A 23,088-nucleotide genomic window follows, 5' to 3' on the forward strand; every position below is an offset into this window, starting at 1 on the left:
AGCGGCACGGCGGCGACGCCCGGTGACCAGGACTGCTGCGGTCGTCGCCCGCGGCGAGCGGGCGCCCAAGCGCCTCAGAGAGCCGGCGGTCCCTCCACGAGGACGGCCGCGCGACGGCGGCCAGTGCGTGCCGGGCGGGTGGTGCGCGCTAGGCGGCCCTCGTCGGCGTTGACCGCGACGGCGCCGGCGACGATGAGCGCCCCGCCGAGCAGCTGGACCGGCACAGGGAGCTGGCCCAGCAGCACCCAGGCCACGAGGACGGCGAAGACGACCTCGGTGAGCCCGACGAAGGACGCCGTGCGCGACCCGAGCCGCCGCGCACCGGCCACCCCGGTGGCGTAGGCGACCGCCCCGGCGACGACGCCGAGCGCGAGCACGGCGACCCACCACGGCGCGAGGGCGCCGGCGAGGGCGACGTCCGCGGTCGACGTCGTCAGCGGCAGCAGCCCGACGAGGCCGGCGAGCGCGAGGACCGCCGCGCCGACGAGGAGCCCGCCCGTCGCCAGGGCCAGCGGCGGCAGGCCGGCGCCGGGGCGCGCCGAGAGCAGGAAGTAGGCGGCGAGGCCGCAGGCCGCGACGAGCGCCCAGCCCACGCCGACGAGGTCGACCTGCGCACCGCCCGTCACGTCCAGCACGAGCACGAGCCCGCCGAGCGCCGCGAGCGTGCCCACCAGGACGAGCGGGCTCGGCCGGCGGCCGCGGGCCCACGCGAGGAGCACGAGCAGCGCGGGCGCGAGGTACTCCACGAGCAGGGCGACGGCGACGTCGACGGTCTGCACGGCCGTGAAGTACGCCAGCTGGCAGCCCGCCACGGCCACGACCCCGAAGGCGACCACGGTGCCGGCGTCCGCCCGCAGGAGGTGCCAGCGCCCGCGCAGGGCGAGGGCGGCGGGGACGGCGAGCACGAGCGCACCGACGAGCGCGCGGGCGAGGACGGCGGCGCCCGGCGACCAGCCCGACTCCAGTAGGCCCTTGCCCAGCGTCCCCGACGTGCCGAAGGCGAGCGCCGAGAGCAGCGCCACGACGAGCCCGACGGCGCGGGTGCGGCCTGGCGTCGCGCGGGCGGCCTCGGCGCCCGGCACGCTGGGCGTCCTCGGGCTCACCCCGCCCGCCGTGGGGTCTGCCGCCGTCGCGGTGGTCGTCGTCACTGCTCCTCCTCCCGGCGCGGGCCAGCACAGCCCGTCATGAGTCAACTGTCGTTACGCTGATGACGGTACGGACGGAGGCATCAGGAGTCAACATGGTGTTCACCCATGACACAGAGACCTCGCTGGCGACGGCGGCGGCCCTCGTCAACACCGCGCCGAGCGTCCGGCCGGGCGGGCAGGAGGAGGGGCTCGCGACGCCGGCTGACCTCGACGACTTCGTGCGGCGGTGGGACTACACGGGCTCGCGCCGCCACGACCTCGCCGAGCTGGAGGCGGTGCGGGCGTTGCGGCCGGAGCTGCGAGCGATGTGGCAGGCCGAGGAGGAGGAGCAGGTCGCCGGCGTCAACGACCTGCTCGCCCGCGCCGGCGCGCTGCCGCAGCTCGTGCGGCACGACGGCTGGGACTGGCACCTGCACGCCACGACCCCCGAGGCGCCGCTCGCCGAGCGGATGGCGGTGGAGGCCGCGATGGCCCTGGTCGACGTCGTCCGCGCCGGCGAGCGCTCACGCCTGCGCACATGCGCGGCGGAGGACTGCGACGACGTCCTCGTCGACCTCTCCCGCAACCGCTCCCGCCGCTTCTGCGAGGGCGGCTGCGGCAACCGCGCCGCCGCCGCCGCCTACCGCGCCCGCAGCTCTGGCGCGTAGCCCTCGTCGCGCCGACGAGCCGGGGCCTGCGACCGTGGGCGCCTGCCGCTCGTCGACCCCGGAGGGAAACGCCGTGACCACGCTCGAGCCCGTCGTCGTCACCCCTGACGCCGAGGCGCTGGCCGCCTTCTACACGGGGCTGCTGGACGCCGAGGTCGTCGAGCGCACGCCCGAGGAAGGGCCGGCCTTCGCCGTCACGCTGGAGGCCGGCGGCGCTCGCCTGACGGTCGTCACCGACGAGGACGTCGAGACCGGGCAGGGCGGGCGGGTCGTGCTCTCCTTCGGCGTCGACGACGTCGCCCGCGCGGTCGGCCGGGTCGAGGCCCTCGGCGGCACCGTGCTCGCCCGCCCGCAGGACATGGCCTGGGGCGAGCGCGTCGCCCACGCCGCAGACCCCGACGGCAACGCCGTCAACCTCACCCAGCCGCTCTGACGCTTCGGAGGAGGGCTACGAAGTCCCCCCTCAGGCGCCCCGCAGACGAAGAAGGGCTACGAAGTCCGAAGGGGGCGTCGGGTCAGGGCTCCAGCGACCAGGCTGCGGTGCCGGGCGGGAGCGTGAGGGCGCCGTCGGCGTGCGTCACCGAGGCCTCGGACGCCAGCAGCAGCTCCCCTGCCGGGACGACGACGACGTCGACCGCGCCCATGTTGACGACGCACGTGACGACGCCGGTGGCCTCGTCGCCGCGGTGGACGAGCAGGACGTCGCCGCGACGCTCGACGGCGGCGTGGCCGCGCCCGAGCGCCCGGTGCTCGTGCCGCAGGACCAGCGCGGCGCGGTAGAGGTGCAGCGTCGACGTCGGGTCGGCGGCCTGGGCCTGCACCGACAGCTCCGCCCAGCCCTGCGGCTGGGGCAGCCACGGCGCCGCGGGCAGCGCCCCCCGCCCCGGGGCGACCGAGAAGCCCGCCGACGGCCCGTCCGTCCACGGCATCGGGACGCGGCAGCCGTCACGTCCGGCGCGCGCGCCACCGGAGCGGACGAAGATCGGGTCCTGCCTGGCCTCGTCGGGGACGACGACCTGCGGAAGCCCCAGCTCCTCGCCGGCGTAGAGGTAGGCCGAGCCCGGCAGCGCGAGCATCAGCAGCGCGGCCGCCCGAGCCCGCGAGAGCCCCTGCGCGCCACCGCCGAACCGCGTGACCTGGCGGTCCTTGTCGTGGTTGCCGAGCACCCAGGAGACCGGCGCACCGACCCGCTCGAAGGCCTCCAGCGCCGGACGGACGCCGTCCTCGAAGGCCTCGGCGTCCCAGCGCGACTTCAGCAGCCGGAAGGCGAAGGCCTGGTGCATCTCGTCGGGCCGCACGTAGGCCGCGACCCGCTCCGGGTCGGCGAGGCAGACCTCGCCGACGAGCATCCGCGCGCTGCCGCCGTCCGCGCCGTAGGAGTCGACCAGCGCGCGCCAGCGGCGCCACACGGCGTGCACCTCCGGCTGGTCCCAGGTGTGGCACTGCTCGTCGCCGTGCCCGAAGAGCGTCGGGGAGTACTCGCCGGGGTTGTCGCGCAGCGCCGCGTCCTTGAAGAGCCCGTAGGCGACGTCGACCCGGAAGCCGTCGACGCCCAGGTCGAGCCAGAAGCGCAGCGTCGCGTCGAAGTCCTCGGCGACGGACGGCTCGCGCCAGTCCAGGTCGGGCTGCTCGGGGGAGAACAGGTGCAGGTACCAGCGTCCGTCGGGGGTGCGTGACCAGGCCGGCCCGCCGAAGAGGCTGCGCCACCGGTTGGGCGGCTCCGGCGACGGCGGCGCGAAGACGTACTTGCGGGCGTGCGGGCTGCTCGGGTCCGCGAGCGCCGCCCGGAACCACGGGTGGGCGTCGGAGGTGTGGTTGGGGACGACGTCGAGCAGCACCCGCAGGCCGAGGGCGTGGGCGTCCTCGACGAGCCGGCGCACGTCGTCGACGTCGCCGAGCTCGGGGTCGACCGAGCGGTAGTCGCAGACGTCGTAGCCGCCGTCGGCGCCGCCCGAGGGGTAGTGCGGCGTGATCCACAGCGCGTCGACGCCGAGCCAGGCCAGGTGCGGCAGCCGCGCCCGCAGCCCCGCGAGGTCGCCGACGCCGTCGCCGTCCCCGTCGGCGAAGCTGCGCAGGTACACCTGGTAGACGACGGCGTCGCGCCACCAGGCGTCGGCCGTGGCGCAGGCGTCCGCCGGCGCAGGAGCGGTGCGCTGGCGCGGCAGGCGGACGAGCGCGCCGGAGCCCGTGGCGGGCGCGGCGGGGGCGTTCGCGGCGACCGGGCTGCTCCCCGTCGCGGTCGACATGGCCATGGGGGCCTATCGGCATGCCGGCCCGCCACCTGGACCCGGCGCCCCCCGGACGTGCGCCCGACCTGGACGTGCGCCCGACCTGGACGTGCGGCCCGAGCGGTGCGGGCCCGATGGGGCAGCGGAACCCTCCCGACCCTCGGGCGAGGGTAGAGTTGCTCCGCTGCGTGCGCCGCCCTGCCCGGCGCCGGCCCCCGACCCCTCCGGTGCACCGTCGCGCCGCCCCTACCGACCGTGGGCGCGCACGCGCCCCGCCCTGGAGACACGAGTGCCCGACACCAGCCCGCGCCCGGACGACGCGACGCCCGAGGAGCCGAGCGAGCGAGCCGGCGGCTCCCCCGACGCCGGCGCCACGACCACCCTCACGAGCACCACGACGACCGACGACGCCAGCGTCGGCGCCGTGCCGCCCGGTCCGGCCGAGAGCCCCGCCGAGGCCGCTGACGAGAGCCCCGGCGGGCGGGCGGTCCGTCAGACCGGCGAGCGCCGTCGGGTCACCACGCCCACGCCGCCGGACAACGGCATCTCGGTGCTGCAGGCCCTCAAGGACCCGCGGCGGCTGCGGATCGAGGTGCTCGCCGGCCTCGTCGTCGCGCTGGCGCTCATCCCCGAGGCCATCGCCTTCTCGATCATCGCGGGCGTCGACCCGCGCCTCGGGCTCTTCGCCTCGTTCACGATGGCCGTCACGATCTCGGTGCTCGGCGGCCGGCCGGCGATGATCTCGGCGGCGACGGGGGCGACGGCGCTCGTCCTCGCGCCGCTCGTGGCCTCCGAGGGCGTGCAGTACCTCTTCGCCGCCGTCGTCCTCGGCGGCGTGATCCAGGTGGTGCTCGGGGTCTCGGGCGTCGCGCGGCTCATGCGCTTCATCCCGCGCAGCGTCATGGTCGGCTTCGTCAACGCGCTGGCGATCCTCATCTTCACCTCGCAGCTGCCCTACCTGCGCGACGTGCCGTGGGTCGTCTACCCGATGGTGGCCGTCGGCATCGCCGTGATCGTCCTGCTGCCGCGGCTCACGACGGCGGTGCCCTCGCCGCTCGTCGCGATCGTGACGCTCACGGGCTTCGTCGTCCTCGCCTCGGTGGCCGTGCCGGACGTCGGCGACCAGGGCGAGCTGCCCTCGGACCTGCCGTCGCTGCTCGTGCCCGACGTGCCCTTCTCGGTCGAGACGCTGCAGATCATCGCGCCGTACGCGCTCGCCGTCGCCGTCGTCGGCCTGCTGGAGTCGCTCATGACGGCCAAGCTCGTCGACGACGTCACCGACACCCGCTCGAACAAGTCCCGCGAGGCGTGGGGCCAGGGCGGTGCCAACATCGTCACTGGCTTCTTCGGCGGCCTCGGCGGCTGCGCGATGATCGGCCAGACGATGATCAACGTGAAGACCTCCGGCGCGCGGACGCGGATCTCGACGTTCCTCGCCGGCGTCTTCCTCCTGGCCCTCGTGGTGGGGCTGGGCGACGTCGTCGCGACGATCCCCATGGCCGCCCTCGTCGCCGTCATGGTCATGGTGGCCGTCGGCACCTTCGACTGGCACAGCGCGCGGCCCTCGACGCTGCGACGCATGCCGCTCTCGGAGACGGCGGTGATGCTCTCGACCGTCGCCGTCACGGTGCTCACGCACAACCTCGCCTACGGCGTGGTCGCGGGCGTGCTCGTGGCGATGACGCTGTTCGCGCGCCGGGTCGCGCACCTCACGGAGGTCACGGAGGTCCCGACCGACCAGGAGGGCACCCGTGTCTACGCCGTGACCGGGCAGCTGTTCTTCGCCTCCAGCAACGACCTGGTCAACCAGTTCGACTACGTCAACGACCCCGAGCACGTCGTCGTGGACCTGACCGACGCCAACGTCTGGGACGCCTCGACCGTCGCGACGCTGGACGCCGTCGAGACGAAGTACGCCCGGCACGGCAAGCGGGTGAGCATCGTCGGGCTCGACGAGCACAGCGCCGCGCGCCGCGAGCGGCTCTCCGGGCACCTGGGCGCGGGGCACTGACGTGGGTGGCCGGGCGGTGACGGACGTGGACGGGTGCCCGCCGTCCACCGCGACGAAGCCGCTGCAGATCGGCCGCGTCGCCGAGATCACCGGGCTCTCGCTGCACACGCTGCGCCACTACGACGAGGTGGACCTCGTGCGCCCGTCGGCGCGCAGCGAGGGCGGGTTCCGGCTCTACGCCGAGGACGACGTCGAGCGGCTGCTGCTCATCCGCCGGATGAAGCCGCTCGGCTTCTCCCTGGAGCAGATGCGCGAGCTGCTCGACGTCGTCGGCGCGCTGGCGTCGGCGTCCGGCGAGGACGACGCGGCGCTGCGGGAGCGGCTCGCCGGGTACGTCGTCCTCGCCGAGGAGGCCCGGGCCCGCATGCTCGAGCGCGTCGCCATGGCCGAGGAGCTTCTGGGCCGGCTCCGCAGCCGCTGACCCGGCCCTCCCCTCACCCGGCACCTCGACGACTACCTGCCGCCGCACCCGGCCTCTCCCGGCACCTCGACGACTACCTGCCGGGAGTGGGGCACCTGCGCGGCACCTCGACGACTAGGTGCCGGGAGCGAGGGCGTCGGTCTGGGAGACGACGCCGTGGAGGTGGCACGCGGCGAGCTGGCCGGGCGCGCCGACGGGCTGCAGGGCCGGGTCGACGTCGGCGCACGGGTCGAAGACCTCGGGGCACCGGGTGTGGAAGCGGCAGCCGCTGGGCACGGCCGCGGGCGAGGGGACGTCGCCGCGCAGGACGACGCGCTGGCGGCCCCGCTCGGCTGCCGGGTCGGGCGTCGGCACCGCCGAGAGCAGCGCTCGGGTGTAGGGCATCTGCGGGTCGGTGCCGACCGCCGAGGCCGGCCCGACCTCGACGACCCGGCCGAGGTACATCACCGCGATGCGGTCCGAGAGGTGCCGGACGACCGAGAGGTCGTGGGACACGAAGAGGTACGTCAGCCCGAGCTGGCGCTGCAGCCGCCGCAGCAGGTTGAGCACCTGCGCCTGCACGCTGACGTCGAGAGAGGCCACCGCCTCGTCGCACACCAGGAAGTCCGGCTCACCCGCCAGCGCCCGCGCGATGCCGACGCGCTGGCGCTGGCCGCCGGAGAACTCGTGGGGGTAGCGGCCCGCCACGGCCGGGTCCAGGCCCACCAGCTCCAGCAGCTCGCCCGTGCGCCGGGCGCGGGCCTGCCGACCCTCGTGCAGGCCGTGCACCTCCAGCGGCTCGGCGACCGTCTGCGCCACGGTCAGCCTCGGGTCGAGGGAGGCGAACGGGTCCTGGAAGACCATGCCCGCGCGGCGGCGCAGCGTCCGCAGCCCCCGCCTCGACAGGCCGCGGACGTCCTGGCCGTCGAAGGAGACCTGCCCGCCCGTCGGCTCGACGAGCCGCAGCAGGGCGTTGCCGAGCGTGGACTTGCCGCACCCGGACTCGCCCACCAGGCCGAGGGTCTCGCCGCGGCGGATGTCCAGGTCGACGCCGTCGACGGCCCGGACCGCGCCCGTCGTCCGGCGCAGCAGCCCGCTCCTGACCGGGAAGTGCACCTCTAGGCCGCGGACGCGCACCAGCACGTCCGCGCCCGCCTCCTGCCCGCCCGCACGGGCGCCGCTCGTCGCCGTCATCCGGCCTCCTCCTCGCACCAGGTCGCGGCGCGGTGGACGACGCCGCCCGCCCCTGCGGCCCCCTCCTCCGACGCCGACGTCGACACCGCCGACGACGGCCGGCCCACCGCTGCGAGCGGCGGCTGCTCGTGCTCGCACCGCGGGTCCGAGCGCACGGGGCAGCGCGGCCAGAAGACGCAGCCTGGTGGCAGCGCGGTCGGCTGGGGCGGCGTCCCCGGCACGGTCCGCAGCTCGGGGACCTCGCCGTCCGCCCCGGGCTCGGCGAGGTCGGGCAGCGCGCCGAGCAGACCGCGCGTGTAGGGGTGCCGCGGTCGGGTGAGCACGTCCTCGGCGCTGCCGTCCTCGACGCACCGGCCGCCGTACATGACGAGCACCCGGTCGGCGATGCCCGCGACGACGCCGAGGTCGTGGGTGATCCAGATGACGCCCGTGCCGTGCTCGGAGCGCAGCCGCTCGACGAGGTCGAGGATCTGCGCCTGCACCGTGACGTCGAGCGCCGTCGTCGCCTCGTCGGCGATGAGCAGCGACGGCGAGCAGCTGAGCGCGATGGCGATCATCACGCGCTGCCGCATCCCGCCGGAGAGCTGGTGGGGGTAGCGGTCCAGCGCGCCGCGCGGGTCGGGCAGCCCGACCTCAGCCAGCAGCTCCCGAGCCCGGTCACGCGCCGCGGCCCTGGAGAGGTCCTCGTGCGCGCGCAGGCCCTCGGTCAGCTGGCGGCCGACGGACAGCACGGGGTTGAGCGAGGTCATCGGGTCCTGGAAGACCATCCCCACGCCGGGCCCACGGACCTCCCGCAGCCGACGGGGGCCCATGGCGAGCAGGTCCTCACCCGCCAGCAGCGCCCTGCCGGTCACCGTGGCGGTCCGCGACGGCAGGAGGCCCAGCAGGGCCAGCACCGAGACGCTCTTGCCGCTGCCGGACTCCCCGACGACGGCCACCGTCTCGCCCGCGCGGACCGCGTAGCTGAGCCCGCCCACGACGTCGGCGGGCCCGCGTGGCGTCCGCAGCCGCACCCGCAGGTCCTCGACCTCCAGCAGCGGCGAGCCCGTCACCGGCGCGGGCGCTCGCTCGCCGGCGGCGCTGCGGCGGCTCACCGGCCACCGCCCATGGCCGTGCGCTGACGGGGGTCGAGCACGTCGCGCAGCCCGTCGCCGAGGAGGTTGAAGGACAGCACGAGCAGGAAGATCGCCAGGCCGGGGAAGACCGACATCCACCAGGCCACCTGGATGAAGCCCCGCCCCTCGGCGAGCATCAGCCCCCACGACGGGGACGGCGGCTGCGTGCCGAGGCCGAGGAAGGACAGCGCCGCCTCGGACAGGACGGCGAAGGCCAGGCTCACGGAGGTCTGCACGATGACGGGCGGCGCCGCGTTGGGCAGCACGTGCCGCACGAGCAGCCGCAGGTCACCCGCCCCCACCGAGCGGGAGGCGCGGACGTAGACCTCCTCGCGCACCGACAGCACGCTGGAGCGGGTCACGCGGGCGAAGATCGGGATGTAGACGACGCCGATGGCGATGGTCGCGTTCGTCGTCCCCGGCCCCAGCACGGCGAGCACCGCGATGGCCAGCAGCACCGCGGGGAAGGCGAAGAGCATGTCCATGACGCGCATGAGCACGTCGTCGACCCAGCGGCCGTAGAAGCCCGCGACCAGCCCGGTCGTCGTGCCGACGAGCAGGGAGATGCCGACGGCGACCAGCCCGACGCGCAGGGAGACCGACGCGCCCAGGACGACGCGGGAGAGCACGTCCCGGCCCAGCTCGTCGGTGCCGAAGGGGTGCGCCAGGCTCGGCGGCAGCAGCCGGTCGGGGATCGAGACGCCGAGGCCGTCGGTCGGCGCGACCAGATCGTCGAAGACCGCCACGAGCACGACGAGCGTGATGACGCCCGCCGCGACCACCGCTGTCGGGTTGCGCGCCAGCAGGCCGAGCGTCTCGCGCCAGCGGGGCCGCTCGGGGCGCATCGGCGCGGCCGGCGTCGCGTCGCCGGCTGCGTCGGCGCCGGCCGGGTCGGCGCTCACACCCGGATCCGCGGGTCGAGGCGGGTGTAGAGGAGGTCGACGACGAGGTTGACCACCAGGAAGGTCAGCGCGAAGAGCAGCACGGCACCCTGCAGCACGGGGTAGTCCCGGGACTGCACCGCCTGCAGCGCGAGCTGGCCCAGCCCCGGCCAGGAGAAGACGATCTCCACGACGACGACCCCCGAGAGCAGGTAGGCGAGCTGGACGCCCGTGACGGTGACCAGCGGCAGCAGCGCGTTGCGCAGGACGTGCCAGGACAGCACGACGCGCGTGCCCAGGCCCTTGGCCTCCGCCGTCCGCACGTGGTCGGCGCCCCGCGCCTCGAGCACGCTGGAGCGCACGAACCGGGTGAGCACCGACCCCGAGACGACGCCGGTGACGACGGCCGGCATGACCAGGCGCTGGAGGAAGCCGGCCGGGTCGTCGGCCGGTGAGACGTAGCCGCCCGTCGGCAGCCACCCGAGGGTGCCGGCGAACAGCAGGATGAAGACGATGCCCATCCAGAAGTCGGGGATCGAGATGCCGGCCTGGCTGACCACCGTCGCCGCACGGTCCAGCAGGGTGCGCGGGCGCAGCGCCGAGACCGTGCCCAGCGGCACGGCGATGAGCAGGGCCACGACGATCGCGGCGCCCGCGAGGAGCAGGGTGGCCGGCAGCCGCTCGAGGATGAGCAGCGTCACCGGCTCGCCGGTGCGGAAGCTGACACCGAGGTCGCCCGTCAGCGCCCGCCCCGCCCAGGTGAAGTACTGCACCAGGAGCGGCTGGTCGAGCCCGCTGCGCTCGCGCAGCGCGTCGTAGGACTCCTGGGAGAAGCGCGTCCCGAGCGCCAGCCGCACCGGGTCCCCGGGCACGAGGTGGACCAGCGCGAAGACGAGGACGCTCACCCCGACGAGCACGACGGCGGTCTGGCCGAGCCGCCGCAGGAGGTAGGCGGTCAGGGGAGCTCCACCTGCTCGAAGTTGATGGCCCGGTCGGCGCGGATGGTGTACCCGGACAGGCCCGGCGCCCAGGCCTGCACGACGTCGGGGTTGTAGAGGTACACGTAAGAGGCGTCGTCGACGATGATCGCCGACGCCTCGTCGTAGAGGGCCTTGCGCGCGTCCTCGTCGGTCTCGACGGCGGCCTCCTCCAGCAGCGCGTCGACCTCGGGGTTGCTGTAGCCCTGGTAGTTGCTGGCCCCGTCGGTGATGTGCTGGGACTGGTAGAAGTCGAACGGGTCGATGTTGCCCAGCCAGCTCAGCAGGAACGCGTCGAAGTCACCCTGGGACTGGCGGTCCAGCCAGGTGGCGAAGTCCTCGGTCTGGATGGAGACCTCGACGCCGATCGGTTCCAGCTGGGCCGCGACGACCTGGGCCGCGGTCACGCTCGCGGGCAGCTCGTCGGTGACCATGAGGCCCATCTGGATCGGCGTCTGCACGCCGGCCTCCTCGAGGATGGCGATCGCCGCCTCCGTGTCGGAGGGGTAGGGCGCGTAGTCGCTGGCGTAGAAGCTGCCCTGCGGGATGGCCGTCTGGTTGGCCTGCCCGGCGCCGAAGGTCGCGGCCTCGGCGACCGCCTCGCGGTCGACGGCCGTCGCGATGGCGCGCCGGACCGCCGGGTCGTCGAAGGGCGGCACGTCGTAGTTCATGGAGAAGTACCAGTAGTCGACGCTCTCGACGGTGGCGAGCTCGACGGCGTCGTCGGACTCCAGCGCCTCGACCTGCTGGGGCGGGACGTTGTCGGTCCACTGCACCTCGCCGGTCTGCAGCGCCGTGAGGGCGGCCGCCGGCTCGGTGATGTAGCGGAACTCGACGCCGTCGACGGTCGGTGCGCCGTCCCAGTAGTCGGGGTAGGCGGCCAGCACCGTGCCGCTGGCGTCGGAGCTCTCCAGGGCGAAGGGCCCGGTGCCGACCGCCTCGGTGGTCAGGTCGTAGTCCTCCGCGGCGCCCTCGGGCAGGATCGCGAGGCCCTTGTAGGAGCCGATGAGCGCGAGGAGGTTCGGCGTCGGCTGCGTGAGGGTGATAACGACGGTGCCGCCGTCGCCCTCCTCGACGGACGCGACGTCGGCGAAGCGGAACGAGGGGTTGAGCTCCTCGTCGATGATGCGGTTGAAGGAGTACACGACGTCGGCGGCGTCGAGGTCGCTGCCGTCGTGGAAGGTCACACCCTCGCGCAGGGTGAAGGTCCAGGTGAGCCCGTCCTCGCTCGTCTCCCACCCGGTGGCGAGGCTCGGCTCCATGACGAGGTCCTCGGGCGAGGGGACGACGAGGGTGTCGTAGACGTTCTCGAGCACCTGGAAGCTCGCGTAGGCACTGGTCACGTGCGGGTCGAGCTGGTCGGGCTGGGCGCTGACCGCCGCCACGAGGGTCCCGCCCGAGCCGTCGCCCCCTCCCGCGCCGCCGCCCGCCCCGGTGTCGACGCCCTCGCCGCCGCCGGAGCAGGCGGCGAGCACCAGCGCGGCCGCGGCCGTCGCCGCGAGGGCGCCGGCGCGCCGGGAGGTGCCAGCGGCCTGGCGACGGACGAGGGTGCGGGCCGAGTGGTCGGTCATGGCCGAGGACCTTCCTCCTCTGGCCGCGCGTCGTGGCCCCACGGGCGCGGCCTCCCGTCGATCGTTGCGGCGTCGTGACCGCAGCGGTCGACACCCGGCTCCGCCGGGAGCCTCTCCGGTGGGCTCGACAGGTGCGTCGGCGAGGACCGCCCTACCGTCGCCGCGTGACTGACGACGACGACCACGACGCACGCTCCCCCGACCGGGTCGGGGTGCTGCTCGACGTCGACGGCACGCTGCTCGACACCAACTACCTGCACGTCGTGGCGTGGGCCCGGGCCCTGCGGCAGGCAGGAGCAGCTCCTGTGCCGATGTCCGTGCTGCACCGTGCGATCGGGCTCGGCAGCGAGGAGCTGGTGCGCAGGGTGCTCGGCGACGGGCTCGGCGCGCCCGGATCCGACGACGTCGACGCCGACCTCGTCGCCGCCGTCACCCAGGGGCACACCGACTTCTACGCCGAGCTCCGCGAGGAGGTGCGGGCCTTCCCGCGCGCCGGCGACCTGGTCGCCGAGCTGTCGCGGCGGGGCCTCACCGTCGTCCTGGCCACCAGCGGCGGCCAGGACGACCTGGACTGGATGCTCCCGGCCGTCGGGGCGCAGGACGCCCTCGACGGCGTCCTGACCTCCAGCGACGTCGAGGCCGCCAAGCCCTCGCCCGACATCTTCGGGCGGGCGGCGCAGGCGCACGACCTGCAGCCGAGCCGGTGCGTCGCCGTGGGCGACACCGTCTGGGACGTCGAGGCCGCGGGGGACGCCGCCGTCCCCTGCATCGGGCTCACCTGCGGCGGCAGCTCCCGCGAGGAGCTGCTGGCCGCCGGGGCGGCCGCCGTCTACGCGACGCCCGCCGACCTGCTCGAGCACCTCGACGACTCACCGGTCGGCGCGCTCCTGCCCGGCGCCTGACCGCTCGCCGGGCGGGGCCTGCCCTCGGCGTCCGGTGAAGGCGTCGGCGACCAGCGAGCTCCGCAACGCACGGACGTCCACCCCGCCGGGACCCCGGGCCAGCTCCGCCTCCAGCTCGTCCAGGACCGTGCGGGCGTCGGCGGCCAGCTGCTCGCCCCGCGGCGTGAGCACGACCACCCGGCGGCGGGGCGAGCGGCCGTCGACCCGCGACTCCAGCAGCCCGAGGCGGACCAGCCCGCCGACGAGCTCGGCGGAGGACTGGCGGGTGCTGCCCAGCGCCCGCGCCAGCGCGGCCGGGGAGACGCCGCCCTGCACCAGGTGCGGGAACACCAGCGACTGCGCGGACGAGAGCCGGGGCCACCCCCGCGCCTCGAGCCGCTCGAGCAGCTGTCGGTCGAACCACCGGCTCGCACGCAGCAGGAGGAAGGCCAGCGGCTCGTCGTCCACCCGGCGGACGCTACTGACCCCACCTACTGTGTCAGGTGACCTGACACAGCAGTGACGTCACGAGGGAGCCGCATGCGCGCACTGGTCTTCTCCCGGTACGGAGGCCCAGAGGTCCTGGCCGTCGAGGAGGTCGCCGACCTGCGACCGCCCCGGGGGACGGAGCTGCTGGTGGCGGTCGCCGCCTCGAGCGTCAACGGCACCGACCTGGGTCTGCGCCGCGGGGGCGGGCGGGTGGTGACCGCCGGCCGGCTGCCCTTCGTGCCCGGCTTCGACGTCGCCGGCGAGGTCCTCGCCTGCGGGCCGGCCGTCAGCGCCTTCAGCCCCGGCGACCGGGTCGTCGCCCTCCTCGGCCACGGCGGCGGCGGCCAGGCGGAGCGGGTGCTGGTCGAGCAGCACCGAGCCGCCCTGGCTCCTCGCAGCCAGCCCCTCGAGGTCGCGGCCGCCCTGCCGCTGGCCGGGCTGACGGCCCTGCAGGCGCTGCGCCGGCACGCCGGGCTCGCGACCCGCCCCCCGGGGGCCCGGGTGCTCGTCCTCGGCGCCTCGGGCGGCATCGGCGCCTACGCCGTCCAGCTGGCCCGCCGCCACGGGGCCGAGGTCACCGCCCTCGCGAGCGCGGCCAAGCGGGAGTACGTCGCCGGCCTGGGCGCCCAGCGGACCCTCGACCGGCGGACCACCGCGCTCGGCGACCTCGCCCGGGCCGGGGAGCGCTTCGACGTCGTGCTCGACGCCCACGGGGGGACGCCGTGGGCCGACCAGCGGGCGCTGCTGGCCGCCGGGGGCACCGCGGTGACGACGCGCGGCATCTCCCCCGACGCGCTGGTGGGGTCGCTGGCCCGCCGGCTCCCGACCCCGGGTGCGCCTGGGGGCCGGGACCGCCTGGTCGCCGTCCGCACCGCCGCCCGCTCCTACGACCTCGCGGCGCTCGCCGCGATGGTCGACGCCGACGAGCTGAGGGTGCCCGTGGAGGCCACCTACCCCCTCGAGCAGGGCGCCGCCGCGCACCGGCACGTGGAGGTCGACGGCCGCGGCAAGACCGTCCTCGTGGTCTGAGCGACGCCGGCCCCGCCGGCCGGCCCGTGCGCGGCTCAGCGCCCCCCGGCCAGGAGCGCCTCGACGGGGTCGCCGGCAGGAGACCGGACGTCGCCGCCCGCAGCCGCGGCGCGCAGGAGCATCGCGACGGCCACGGCGCCCGGGTCGGGGGCACCGACCACCCGGTCACCGAGGTAGGCGGCGCGGCCGCGACGGGCGCGGATGTCGGCCGTGCCCCCCGCGCCGTCGGCCGCGGCAGCGGCGGCGTCGGCCAGCGAGCCGCCCTCGGCGAGGGCGCGCGCGGCCGGGGCGAGCGCGTCGACGAGCGTGCGGTCCCCCGGCTCCGCGCCGCCGACGCGCTGCACCGCGGCGAGCCCCTCCGTGAGGCCCTCGCCCCACGCCTCACCCGGCCCGTCCGGCTCGGGAGCGGCGCCGCCCGCCCGCTCGGCCGCGGCGGCCAGCTGGGCCAGCAGCAGGCCGACGAGCGGGCCGCTGGTGCCACCCACCTCGTCGAGGAAGACCTCGCCGGCCGCGGCCAGCGCGTCCGCACCGGAGCGACCAGCCGGCCCGCCGTCGTCCCCGCCGTCGAGCCGGGCGACGACGCGCCGCAGCCCGCCGCGCAGGTTGTCGCCGAAGTCGCCGTCACCGGCGAGCCGGTCCAGGCGGGTGAGGTCGGCGTAGGCGTCCTCGACGTCGCCCGCCCAGCGGCGCAGCACCGCCTCGGCCGGCGACGCACCGGAGGGCACGGACCCGTCGGCCGGTGCCGCGACCTCGGGGCCACCGCGTGCCTCACCGGGGCCGACGCCGCTCTCCACCCACGGCGCGGCGACGACGCCCGGGCTCGCCGGGGCGGCCCCGCCGAGGTGCGGCGCCGGCAGCCCGGGCGTGAGGGCGGGGGCGCGCCACAGGTCCAGCCACCCCGGCTGCAACGCCGTCACGGTCACCGAGAACCCGTGCATGTCCAGCGCCGCGACGAAGGTGCCTGCGGCCGAGGCCTGCAGCGCGACGCCGCGCTGCTCCAGCACCTCGGCGGCCTCCTCCAGCACGCCGAAGAGCTCGAGCTGCGTGGTGGCCCCCAGGCCGTTGACCAGCAGCAGGACCCCGTCCTCCCCCGGAGCCTGCGGGAGCGCGGCGAGCGCCCGGTCGACGAGGTCGGCGACGAGCTCGGGCAGCGGCGGGCGGGCGACCGTCTGCTCCGCCCGCTCGCCGTGGATGCCGACGCCGAGCTCCACCTCGTCGGCGGCGAGGGCGAAGGCCGGCTCGCCCGTCGCGGGGTCGGTCTGGGCGCGGCTCGCGACCGCCATGCTGCGGCTGGCCGCCGCCACCCGGCCGCCGAGGTCGACCAGCTCGGCCACCGACGCCCCGCCGTCGGCCGCCGCCCCCAGCAGCTTCTCGACGACGAGCGTCGCCGCCGTCCCGCGCCGGCCGGCGGCGTTGTCGGCGGAGTCGGTCGCGGCGTCGTCGTCGACGAGCACCTCTCCCACCTGCACGCCGTCCAGGCGCAGCCGCTCGGCGGCGATCCGGAAGTTGATGACGTCGCCCGTGTAGTTCTTCACGACGAGCACGACGCCGTCCGGCCCGGCGGCGGCCCGCCCGGCCTCGAGCACCTGCCGGTTGTGCGGGGAGGTGAAGACCATTCCCGGCGCGGCGCCGTCGAGCATCCCCGGCCCGAGGAAGCCGGCGTGCAGGGGCTCGTGGCCGGCCCCGCCGCCGGAGACCAGCCCGACGCGCCGGCCCTCGTGCCGGGTGCGGGCGAGCAGGTGCAGCGGCTCGGGGCGCAGCGCGAGCAGGTCCTCGTGGGCGCGGACGAGACCGGCGGCGGCGCGGGCGACGGGGTCGTGGTCGGGGGAGGCGAAGGGGGTGCTCACGGCGTCCTCGGGGTTCGGGCGCGGCGGCGCTGCCGCGCGGTCGGGCCAGTCTCGACCCCGTTCGGCGACCCCGACAAGCCGTGCTCAGCCGACGACGGCGGTGGCCTGCACCTCGAGGAGCAGCCCCGGCCCGGCGAGCCCGGCCACGACGACACCCGTGGACGGTGCGGTCGGTGGCTCCTGGCCGACGGCCTCGGCCGCGCGGGCGAGACGGTGCGGCTCCCGGTGGCGATCGACCCGGTCGTCGGCAGCCGTCGGCGCGTCGAGTCCGACCTCCGGCAGGTCCGGCGGCCGTCGTCCCTGCCCTTCGTCGGACTCGGCGAGGTACGCCCCACGCGGCCCGCGTCGGCGCGCGAGTCGGCAGGGTGGGCGACGTGGACGCGACGACGCCCGGGCCCCTCTCGACCGACGCCCTCCCGGTGCTCCAGCCGCTGGCCGCCGCGCCGCCCGGCGAGCTGTACCTGCCCTGCGACCCGGACCGGGCCCTGTGGGGCCGGCTGCCGACGCGGCGCACCGCGCCGGTGCTCGTCGTGCGCTCGGGGCAGGTGGTCACCGTCGACACGGTCTCCCACGAGGGCGTGCTCCCCGACCAGGGCCGGGACCCCCTCGCCTACTTCGCCTCCCACGGCGTGCCGGCCGACGCCGTCCTGACCGACGCGGTCGGCGTCGCGGCGCGCACGCCGCACGACGGGCCGGGCCCGCACGTCGTCACCGGGCCCGTCGCCGTCGAGGGGGCCGAGCCGGGCGACGTCCTGCGCGTCGACGTCCTCGACCTCGCCCCGCGGGTGCCCTACGGGGTCGTCTCCAACCGGCACGGGCGCGGCGCCCTGCCGGGTGAGTACCCCGAGGGCTGGGCCGCCGACCCGGGCCACCAGCCGTGGTTCAACCCCGGCGGCAACGTGAGCGTGTTCACGCGGGTGGAGGCCCGCGCCGGCGGGCTCGTCGGCGTCATGCCCGGGCCGGTGCCCGCCCGCTTCCCGCTGCGGCTCTTCCTGGGGCTCATGGGCGTGGCGCGGGACACCGACGACGTCGTCGACTCGGTGCCGCCGACCGACGCGGGCGGCAACCTCGACGTCCGGGACGTCGGCGTCGGCGCGAGCCTGTACCTGCCGGTGCGGGTGCCCGGGGCGCTCTTCTTCACCGGCGACCCGCACCTGTCCCAGGGCGACGGCGAGGTCGCGCTGACGGCGATGGAGGGCTCGCTGCGGGCCCGGTTGCGCCTCACGGTGGTCCGTCCCGGTGACGGCGCGCCGCGGCTGACGGCGTACCAGCCCTTCGCCGAGACGCCCGAGCACTGGATCCCCATCGGCCTGTCCGACCAGGGCGGCTCCGGCGCCCCGGAGGAGCGCGACCTCGACGTCGCCATGCGCCAGGCCGTGCGGCACGCCCTCGCCTTCCTCACCCAGGAGCGCGGGATGCCGGGGCCGGTCGCCTACGCCTACCTGTCGGCGGCCACGGACTTCGCCGTCTCCCAGGTCGTCGACCGCACGACGGGCGTGCACGCCCGCATCCGCAAGGCCGACTTCGACCTCTGAGCGGGACGCCAGCGCGAAGACGCCGGAGGCCGGGCGGGGCAGCCGGTCGGCTGCCCCGCCCGGCCTCGGGTGGGACAGCAGGACCCTGGGGCGGGGGACACCAGGGTCCTGCTGGTCTGGGGGCGGGTCGGTGCCCGCCGGGTCAGCGGACCTGCAGCACCTCCGCCTGGCGCCCGTTGGCGTTGTGCAGGTGGAGCAGGAGGACCCGCTCGTCCGTCGCGCCGTCACGGTGGACCTGGAGCCCGCGGCTGTCGTCGCGGAACACCTGGCCGCCCTCGCCGTCCTGGGTGAACCAGTACGCCGGGTCGAAGGCGTCGAAGTCGACCCACCGGGTGCTGTCGACCGTCGGGTCACCGGCGGTGGAGTAGCCCGGTGCGTAGAGCGAGGACGTGACCACCTGGTAGCGCAGCGGCTCGGTGTTCTCGCTGGTCGAGCCCTCCTCGTAGCCCAGGGCGGCGAGGTCGGTGGTCAGCACGGCCACCGAGGAGTCCAGGACGTTGAGGTCGCCCGGCCCGTCGTACCCGCCGCCCACGGGGGTGACGGCGACGGTCCGCCCGGTGACCATGTCGTAGGTCACCGACATGACGGTGTCCAGCGACGAGGGCCGGCTGAGGATGATGCCGAAGTCGGCCTGCCGGTCCCGGTCGACGTCGATGCGCACCTCGGGGTAGCCGGTGGGGCCGTGCAGCGGCGTCGGGCCGTAGTGCTCCACCCCGAAGGACAGCTGCCCGTCGGCGGGGACCTCCGACAGCGGCGCGGTCGAGGACGCACCGATCCTGCGGATGTCGAGCCCTCGCAGCGTCCACGGCGTCGCGGTCGCCGAGAAGTCCTCCTCGGCGTCGTAGGTGCCGTGCACGAAGGGCGCGACGAGCGAGGCGTAGGCCTCGTCGCCCTCACCCTGGTCGAGGGACCGGCCCCGCAGGGCGAGGGTGGCCTCGGTGCCGTTGCGGCCGAAGCGGGGCGAGCGGCCGCTCATGGCCGCGACGGGCTCCGGTGCGGCGAAGGCCGCCAGCCGCAGCGGGGTGGCGTCCGAGAGCACCGGCGTGAAGCTCACCGTGCTGGCCGAGACCGGCACCACGTCGCGGGCCAGGGGCTGCCCGCCGAAGCTGCCGAGCGAGCGCTCCTGCGTGGGGTCGAGGACCCGCCGCAGCGCGGTGGCGTCGACGACGCGCAGGGTCACGGTGGCGGTGGCGCTGCCACCGGCCGGGACGGTGACGCGGCGGGGGGAGACCCGGTACTCGACGCCCGGGAGGGGCTGCCAGTCCTCCAGGGCCACGTCGTAGGTCACGTCCGTCGAGCCCGTGTTGGTGAGCTCCAGCGTGCGCTGCTCGCGCAGGTTGCGGGCGATCTCCACGTGGCCGAAGGAGGCGGTGACGAGGTCGCCGTTCTCCTGGGAGCGCACGAGCACCTGGTTGGAGACGGCCTGCAGCGCGTCCACCCGCCCGGTGCCCTGGCGCAGCAGCGGTGTGCGGTCGCCGGCCTCCGTGGTCGTGTCGTGCGTCGCCGTGTTCATGATGTTGGCCTTGACCTGGCGGGCCGTCCAGTCCGGGTGCGCCTCGACGACCAGGGCCGCGACACCGGCGGCGTGCGGGGCGGCCATCGAGGTGCCGCTCATCGCCGTCCGCCCGTTGCCGGAGCCGAACTGGGCGGACAGGATGCCGACGCCCGGGGCGGCGACGTCCGGCTTCACCAGGTCCTCGTAGGAGCCGTGCGCGCCCCGGGAGGTGAAGTCCGCGATGCGGTCGCGCGCCTCCGGGTCGTCGACCTCCTCGACGGTCTTGAGGTCCTCGCGCAGCGTCACCTCGAGCGTCCCGGCCTCCGCCGCGGGGCGCAGCGCCTCGCTCGCCGACGCGGTGAGCTGGGCGCCGGGCAGCAGCAGGTTGCCGCCGATGCCGGCCCCGAAGCTGTCGAGCGTGCTCGTCAGCAGGACGCCCGTGCCGCCGATGGCCTCGACGTTGTCGAAGCGCTGGGCCGAGCCGCAGACGATGTTGTCGTCGTCCCACTCCAGCAGCACGAGGTTGCCCGACAGGCGCTCCCGCTCGGACTCGGGGAAGGCGGTGCAGCCGCTGTCGTCGCTGCCCGGGCCGGGGGTGACGACGCGGCCGCTGACGTTCAGGTACAGGGCGTAGTTCTGGGAGTACTGCGCGCGGTAGCTGCCCGCGAGCTCCTCCGGCCCGTCCACGAGGACGTTGTCGAAGGCGACCCGGCCGCTGGCCGAGGCCGAGACCGTCAGGGCGGCCGCGGCGTTGCCCGGGCTGCCGGCGATGGAGGTGACGTCGCCGGAGTTGCCGGCGGAGATGACCGGCAGCACGCCCTGCTCGACGAGGGCCGCCACCTTCGCGTTGTCCGGGTCGTCCGGCGCCGAGTAGCTGGAGCCGAGGGACATGTTGACGACGTCGATCTTCTCGCCCCGGGTGAGGGCCTCACCGACCCAGTCCAGCGCCGCGCCGGTCAGGGCCGTCGAGGCCGCCTGGTCGCCGAAGACCTTGAGGGAGTACAGGCCCGCCTTCGGGGCGGAGCCCGGCCCGATCCGCATCGTCGCCAGCTCGTCCTCGGTGAGCGAGGTGTGGTCACCGCGGAAGGTCGCCCCCTCTGCGTCGGTGCCGTAGCCGGCCGCCGTCCCCGCCACGTGGGTGCCGTGGCCGCCGCCGAAGCCGTCGATGGGGTTGGGGTCGGGGACGGGGATGTCGGCCCCGGCCGGACCGCCGATCGTGTACCGGGTGCCGGCGAAGTCCCAGCCGCCGAGGTACTTCTCGGGGTCGTACCAGTCCGGCGAGGGCTCCTCGGTGCTGAAGGCCGCGGTGCGGTAGGTGAAGGGGCCGCCGGGGCCGCCGAAGTCGGTGTGGGTGTAGTCGATGCCCGTGTCGATGACGGCGATGTTGACGCCCTCACCGGTGCGACCGGCGTCCGTCCAGGCCTTCAGGGACTGCGTGATGAGGTCGGCGCCGGTGTTGGCGGGCTCGGTGGTCCCGACGTCCGGGTCGCCGACCGTCTTGATCGTGATGGGGTCGACGCTGAGGACCTCGGGGCGCTCGGCCAGGGCGGCGAGCACCTCGGGCGTGGCGTGCACGGCGACCCCGGGCACGGTGTAGCTGGACTCGTAGAGGACGAAGGTGTCCTCGTCGAGGTCGGTGGCCTCGGAGACGACCTCCTCGACCTCCTCCTCGACCTCCTCCACGCGCTCCTGCGCCGGCGCGGACGCCTCGTCGGCGGAGGTGAGGTCGCCGGACTTGGCCTGCGCGTCGACCTCCAGGGCACCCGGGCCGCGGAGGCGGACGAAGGCGGCCTGCGGCTCGTCGGTCGGCTGGATCCGCTCGCTGAGGCCCAGGCCCGCTGCCTCCTCCTCGGCCGCGGTGGGCTCGCTGGCCCCCGCGCCGGGGACCAGCAGGACCGTGCTGGCGGCGAGCGCGGCGGCCACCGCGAGGGCACGGCTGCGCCCGCGGGAGGGGCGGCGCGCCAGGGTCGGGGACGTGGTGCGGCGCGTCATCCGCGCACCTCCAGGGGGAGCTCGAAGAAGACGGGGAGAGAGGTACCGCTGGCGACGGACACGGTGACGGTGTACGTGCCGCGCTCGACCACCTCGGCGGAGGACAGGCGCAGGACGAGGGACCCGTCGGACGCGACCCTCGTCGTCGTCACCGAGGTGTCCGAGGCGCGCATGCGCACGTTGGTGCGCGAGCGCACGTCCATGGTCGCGAGGGCGCCGGGCTCGAGGCCCTCGGCGTGGACGACGACGCCCGTGCTGGGGTCGATGACGTCGAGGCGGGTGAGCCGGTCGGAGGCCAGCTCACCGGTGGGCGGCTGTGGGCCGTCCCCGGTCACCTCGAAGGTGCCGCTGGTGGTGTTGGTCGTGAAGATCGAGGTCGCGACCAGCTCGTAGGTCCCGGGCGGCGCGGGGCTGCTGGAGGAGACGCCGTCGGCCAGGCGACCGAAGTTGGACGCCCGGAAGTTGCCGAGGGGGGCCTCGGTGCCGGTGGGGGTGTGCAGGACGACGCTGACGACGTCCCAGGGGCGCAGGCCCTCGGCCACGTAGGTGATGCCCGGGTCGACCATCTCCTGCGAGTCGATCGTCGAGGGCTCGACCGTCATGGTGCCGACCTCGGCCGACCGGCGGCCCTCCAGCACCTCCAGGGTGGTGGTGCCGGTGCGGTTGCTGCCGACCGCGAGCGCGGTGACGTCCCAGGTGCCGACCGTGACGTCGGCCGTGGCCGCCTGCAGGTCGTAGGAGAAGGTCCCGTCCTCGTCGGCGACGAGCAGCGTGGTCGGGTCCACCTGGAAGCCCGCGCCGTCGGGGCCGATCATGTGCAGGGTCAGGCGCTCGCCGGGCTCCATGCCCTCGACCCGGACGGTCACCGGGCTCCGGCGCCACTGGTGGCGGGTGATGCTGCTCGGGTCGGTCGAGACCTCGAAGACGTCGCGCTCCCACCGGACGACCTCCAGGGTCGAGCGGCCGGCGGACCCGTCGGCGCCCGTCACCACGATCGTGTAGGTGCCGAGCTCGGGGCTGTAGTGGCGGGTGCTGACGCGCACCACGGCCTCGCCGTCGGCGTCGGCCTGCAGCGGCATGAAGGTCTCGACGCCGGCGGGGCCGTACCCACGGACGACGGCGGAGCCCCAGGCGGGCAGGCCGGAGATGGCGACCTCGACGCCCTCGGCCCAGTACCAGTAGCCGGCGATGGACTCCTGGCTGACCTCGACGGTCAGGGAGTCGTAGGCCGGGTCGGGCATCGGGACGTCCGGGCCGCCGTCGGCAGCGGCGGGAGCGAGGGCCTGCGCGCCGCCGGAGGCGAGCGAGCCCTCCAGGTCGACGAGGGGAGCGGTGTCCGCGCCGGCCGTGGAGCCGAGCAGGACGTCGCCGGAGCCAGGCAGCGGCTGGCTGCCGGGGCTGAAGGCCTCGCCGTCGACGGGGGCGGCCGGGACCGGCGTGGGTCCGGGCAGCCCGGGCACGCCCAGGGAGGGCGAGCTGCCGGGGACGGTGGCCGAGGCGGCCGGGACGAGGGCGGTGACGACGAGGGCGGCCGATGCGGCGGTCGCGAGGGCGACCAGCCGGCGGCGACGACGCCGTGGCGTTGCGGTGGTGGGCACGAGAGGACCTCCTGGACCTGCGGGGTGGCCAGACCGTAGAGGAGCCGGGA

At 75.8% G+C, this 23,088-nt stretch carries 18 protein-coding genes; 7 read left to right on the forward strand and 11 right to left on the reverse strand.

The annotated features are described in order from the left end of the window. Positions 1-74: 74 nt before the first annotated feature. Positions 75-1,148: an EamA family transporter gene (locus WDV86_RS08900; protein ID WP_339567266.1), complete on the reverse strand. Its 1,074-nt coding sequence runs from the start codon at positions 1,146-1,148 to the stop codon at positions 75-77. 59 nt (positions 1,149-1,207) lie between these two features. On the opposite strand from WDV86_RS08900, the gene WDV86_RS08905 reads away from it, so the two are divergent. Next, positions 1,208-1,795 (forward strand): CGNR zinc finger domain-containing protein, encoded by a 588-nt coding sequence (locus WDV86_RS08905; protein ID WP_339567267.1) that lies wholly within the window; start codon positions 1,208-1,210, stop codon positions 1,793-1,795. A 73-nt stretch (positions 1,796-1,868) separates the two neighbouring features. Continuing rightward, positions 1,869-2,228 carry a VOC family protein gene (locus WDV86_RS08910; RefSeq protein ID WP_339567268.1) on the forward strand — a complete coding sequence of 120 codons (360 nt, stop codon included), beginning with the start codon at positions 1,869-1,871 and terminating at the stop codon, positions 2,226-2,228. Positions 2,229-2,310: 82 nt separating this feature from the next. On the opposite strand, the gene WDV86_RS08915 is transcribed toward WDV86_RS08910, so the two are convergent. Then, complete coding sequence (locus WDV86_RS08915; protein WP_339567269.1) at positions 2,311-4,047, reverse strand: alpha-amylase family glycosyl hydrolase; 1,737 nt, start codon at positions 4,045-4,047, stop codon at positions 2,311-2,313. A 520-nt stretch (positions 4,048-4,567) separates the two neighbouring features. On the opposite strand from WDV86_RS08915, the gene WDV86_RS08920 reads away from it, so the two are divergent. After that, positions 4,568-6,034, forward strand: a complete 1,467-nt coding sequence (locus WDV86_RS08920; protein WP_445263003.1) for a SulP family inorganic anion transporter — start codon at positions 4,568-4,570, stop codon at positions 6,032-6,034. A 16-nt stretch (positions 6,035-6,050) separates the two neighbouring features. After that, positions 6,051-6,455, forward strand: coding sequence for a MerR family transcriptional regulator (locus WDV86_RS08925; RefSeq protein WP_339567271.1), 405 nt, complete (start codon positions 6,051-6,053; stop codon positions 6,453-6,455). 114 nt (positions 6,456-6,569) lie between these two features. Here the strand turns inward: WDV86_RS08925 and WDV86_RS08930 are convergent, their stop codons facing one another. Genes WDV86_RS08930 through WDV86_RS08950 form a run of 5 tightly spaced genes read right to left on the reverse strand, consistent with a single transcriptional unit; the run spans position 6,570 to position 12,172 of the window. Then, positions 6,570-7,628 (reverse strand): ABC transporter ATP-binding protein, encoded by a 1,059-nt coding sequence (locus WDV86_RS08930; protein ID WP_339567272.1) that lies wholly within the window; start codon positions 7,626-7,628, stop codon positions 6,570-6,572. Further along, the gene (locus tag WDV86_RS08935; RefSeq protein ID WP_445263004.1) at positions 7,625-8,680 is read right to left on the reverse strand and encodes an ABC transporter ATP-binding protein; all 1,056 of its coding nucleotides are present in this window, start codon (positions 8,678-8,680) and stop codon (positions 7,625-7,627) included. The genes WDV86_RS08930 and WDV86_RS08935 overlap by 4 nt, the downstream gene beginning before the upstream one ends. Positions 8,681-8,718: 38 nt before the next feature. Next, positions 8,719-9,588 (reverse strand): ABC transporter permease, encoded by an 870-nt coding sequence (locus WDV86_RS08940; RefSeq protein ID WP_445263005.1) that lies wholly within the window; start codon positions 9,586-9,588, stop codon positions 8,719-8,721. A gap of 53 nt (positions 9,589-9,641) precedes the next feature. Beyond that, positions 9,642-10,583, reverse strand: coding sequence for an ABC transporter permease (locus WDV86_RS08945; protein WP_445263006.1), 942 nt, complete (start codon positions 10,581-10,583; stop codon positions 9,642-9,644). Further along, entirely contained in the window at positions 10,580-12,172 is a 1,593-nt protein-coding gene (locus WDV86_RS08950; RefSeq protein ID WP_339567275.1) for an ABC transporter substrate-binding protein, read from the reverse strand. The genes WDV86_RS08945 and WDV86_RS08950 overlap by 4 nt, the downstream gene beginning before the upstream one ends. 164 nt (positions 12,173-12,336) lie before the next feature. Between WDV86_RS08950 and WDV86_RS08955 the strand changes: the two genes are divergently transcribed. Continuing rightward, positions 12,337-13,074 carry an HAD family hydrolase gene (locus WDV86_RS08955; protein ID WP_339567276.1) on the forward strand — a complete coding sequence of 246 codons (738 nt, stop codon included), beginning with the start codon at positions 12,337-12,339 and terminating at the stop codon, positions 13,072-13,074. Here WDV86_RS08955 and WDV86_RS08960 read toward each other — a convergent pair. Further along, positions 13,042-13,521 (reverse strand): MarR family winged helix-turn-helix transcriptional regulator, encoded by a 480-nt coding sequence (locus WDV86_RS08960; RefSeq protein ID WP_339567277.1) that lies wholly within the window; start codon positions 13,519-13,521, stop codon positions 13,042-13,044. The genes WDV86_RS08955 and WDV86_RS08960 overlap by 33 nt on opposite strands. Positions 13,522-13,593: 72 nt before the next feature. Between WDV86_RS08960 and WDV86_RS08965 the strand changes: the two genes are divergently transcribed. Beyond that, positions 13,594-14,571 (forward strand): NADP-dependent oxidoreductase, encoded by a 978-nt coding sequence (locus tag WDV86_RS08965; RefSeq protein ID WP_339567278.1) that lies wholly within the window; start codon positions 13,594-13,596, stop codon positions 14,569-14,571. A 35-nt stretch (positions 14,572-14,606) separates the two neighbouring features. Here the strand turns inward: WDV86_RS08965 and WDV86_RS08970 are convergent, their stop codons facing one another. Continuing rightward, positions 14,607-16,418, reverse strand: a complete 1,812-nt coding sequence (locus WDV86_RS08970) for a dihydroxyacetone kinase subunit DhaK (RefSeq protein WP_339567279.1) — start codon at positions 16,416-16,418, stop codon at positions 14,607-14,609. 374 nt (positions 16,419-16,792) lie between these two features. On the opposite strand from WDV86_RS08970, the gene WDV86_RS08975 reads away from it, so the two are divergent. Continuing rightward, positions 16,793-17,953, forward strand: coding sequence for an acetamidase/formamidase family protein (locus WDV86_RS08975; protein WP_339567280.1), 1,161 nt, complete (start codon positions 16,793-16,795; stop codon positions 17,951-17,953). 142 nt (positions 17,954-18,095) lie between these two features. On the opposite strand, the gene WDV86_RS08980 is transcribed toward WDV86_RS08975, so the two are convergent. Then, positions 18,096-21,440: a S8 family serine peptidase gene (locus tag WDV86_RS08980; RefSeq protein WP_339567281.1), complete on the reverse strand. Its 3,345-nt coding sequence runs from the start codon at positions 21,438-21,440 to the stop codon at positions 18,096-18,098. Continuing rightward, positions 21,437-23,038 carry a hypothetical protein gene (locus tag WDV86_RS08985; RefSeq protein WP_339567282.1) on the reverse strand — a complete coding sequence of 534 codons (1,602 nt, stop codon included), beginning with the start codon at positions 23,036-23,038 and terminating at the stop codon, positions 21,437-21,439. The genes WDV86_RS08980 and WDV86_RS08985 overlap by 4 nt, the downstream gene beginning before the upstream one ends. Between the last annotated feature and the right edge of the window lie 50 nt (positions 23,039-23,088).

The sequence above is a fragment of the Pseudokineococcus sp. 1T1Z-3 genome, assembly GCF_037482365.1.
Classification (GTDB): domain Bacteria; phylum Actinomycetota; class Actinomycetes; order Actinomycetales; family Quadrisphaeraceae; genus Pseudokineococcus.

What these genes read in the sequence shown, in the direction of transcription:
- WDV86_RS08940 (WP_445263005.1), bottom strand. Translation starts at nt 9,588, where the DNA reads ATGCGCCCCGAGCGGCCCCGCTGGCGCGAGACGCTCGGCCTGCTGGCG.
- WDV86_RS08965 (WP_339567278.1), top strand. Translation starts at nt 13,594, where the DNA reads ATGCGCGCACTGGTCTTCTCCCGGTACGGAGGCCCAGAGGTCCTGGCC.
- WDV86_RS08950 (WP_339567275.1), bottom strand. Translation starts at nt 12,172, where the DNA reads ATGACCGACCACTCGGCCCGCACCCTCGTCCGTCGCCAGGCCGCTGGC.
- WDV86_RS08980 (WP_339567281.1), bottom strand. Translation starts at nt 21,440, where the DNA reads ATGACGCGCCGCACCACGTCCCCGACCCTGGCGCGCCGCCCCTCCCGC.
- WDV86_RS08905 (WP_339567267.1), top strand. Translation starts at nt 1,208, where the DNA reads ATGACGGTACGGACGGAGGCATCAGGAGTCAACATGGTGTTCACCCAT.
- WDV86_RS08930 (WP_339567272.1), bottom strand. Translation starts at nt 7,628, where the DNA reads ATGACGGCGACGAGCGGCGCCCGTGCGGGCGGGCAGGAGGCGGGCGCG.
- WDV86_RS08915 (WP_339567269.1), bottom strand. Translation starts at nt 4,047, where the DNA reads ATGGCCATGTCGACCGCGACGGGGAGCAGCCCGGTCGCCGCGAACGCC.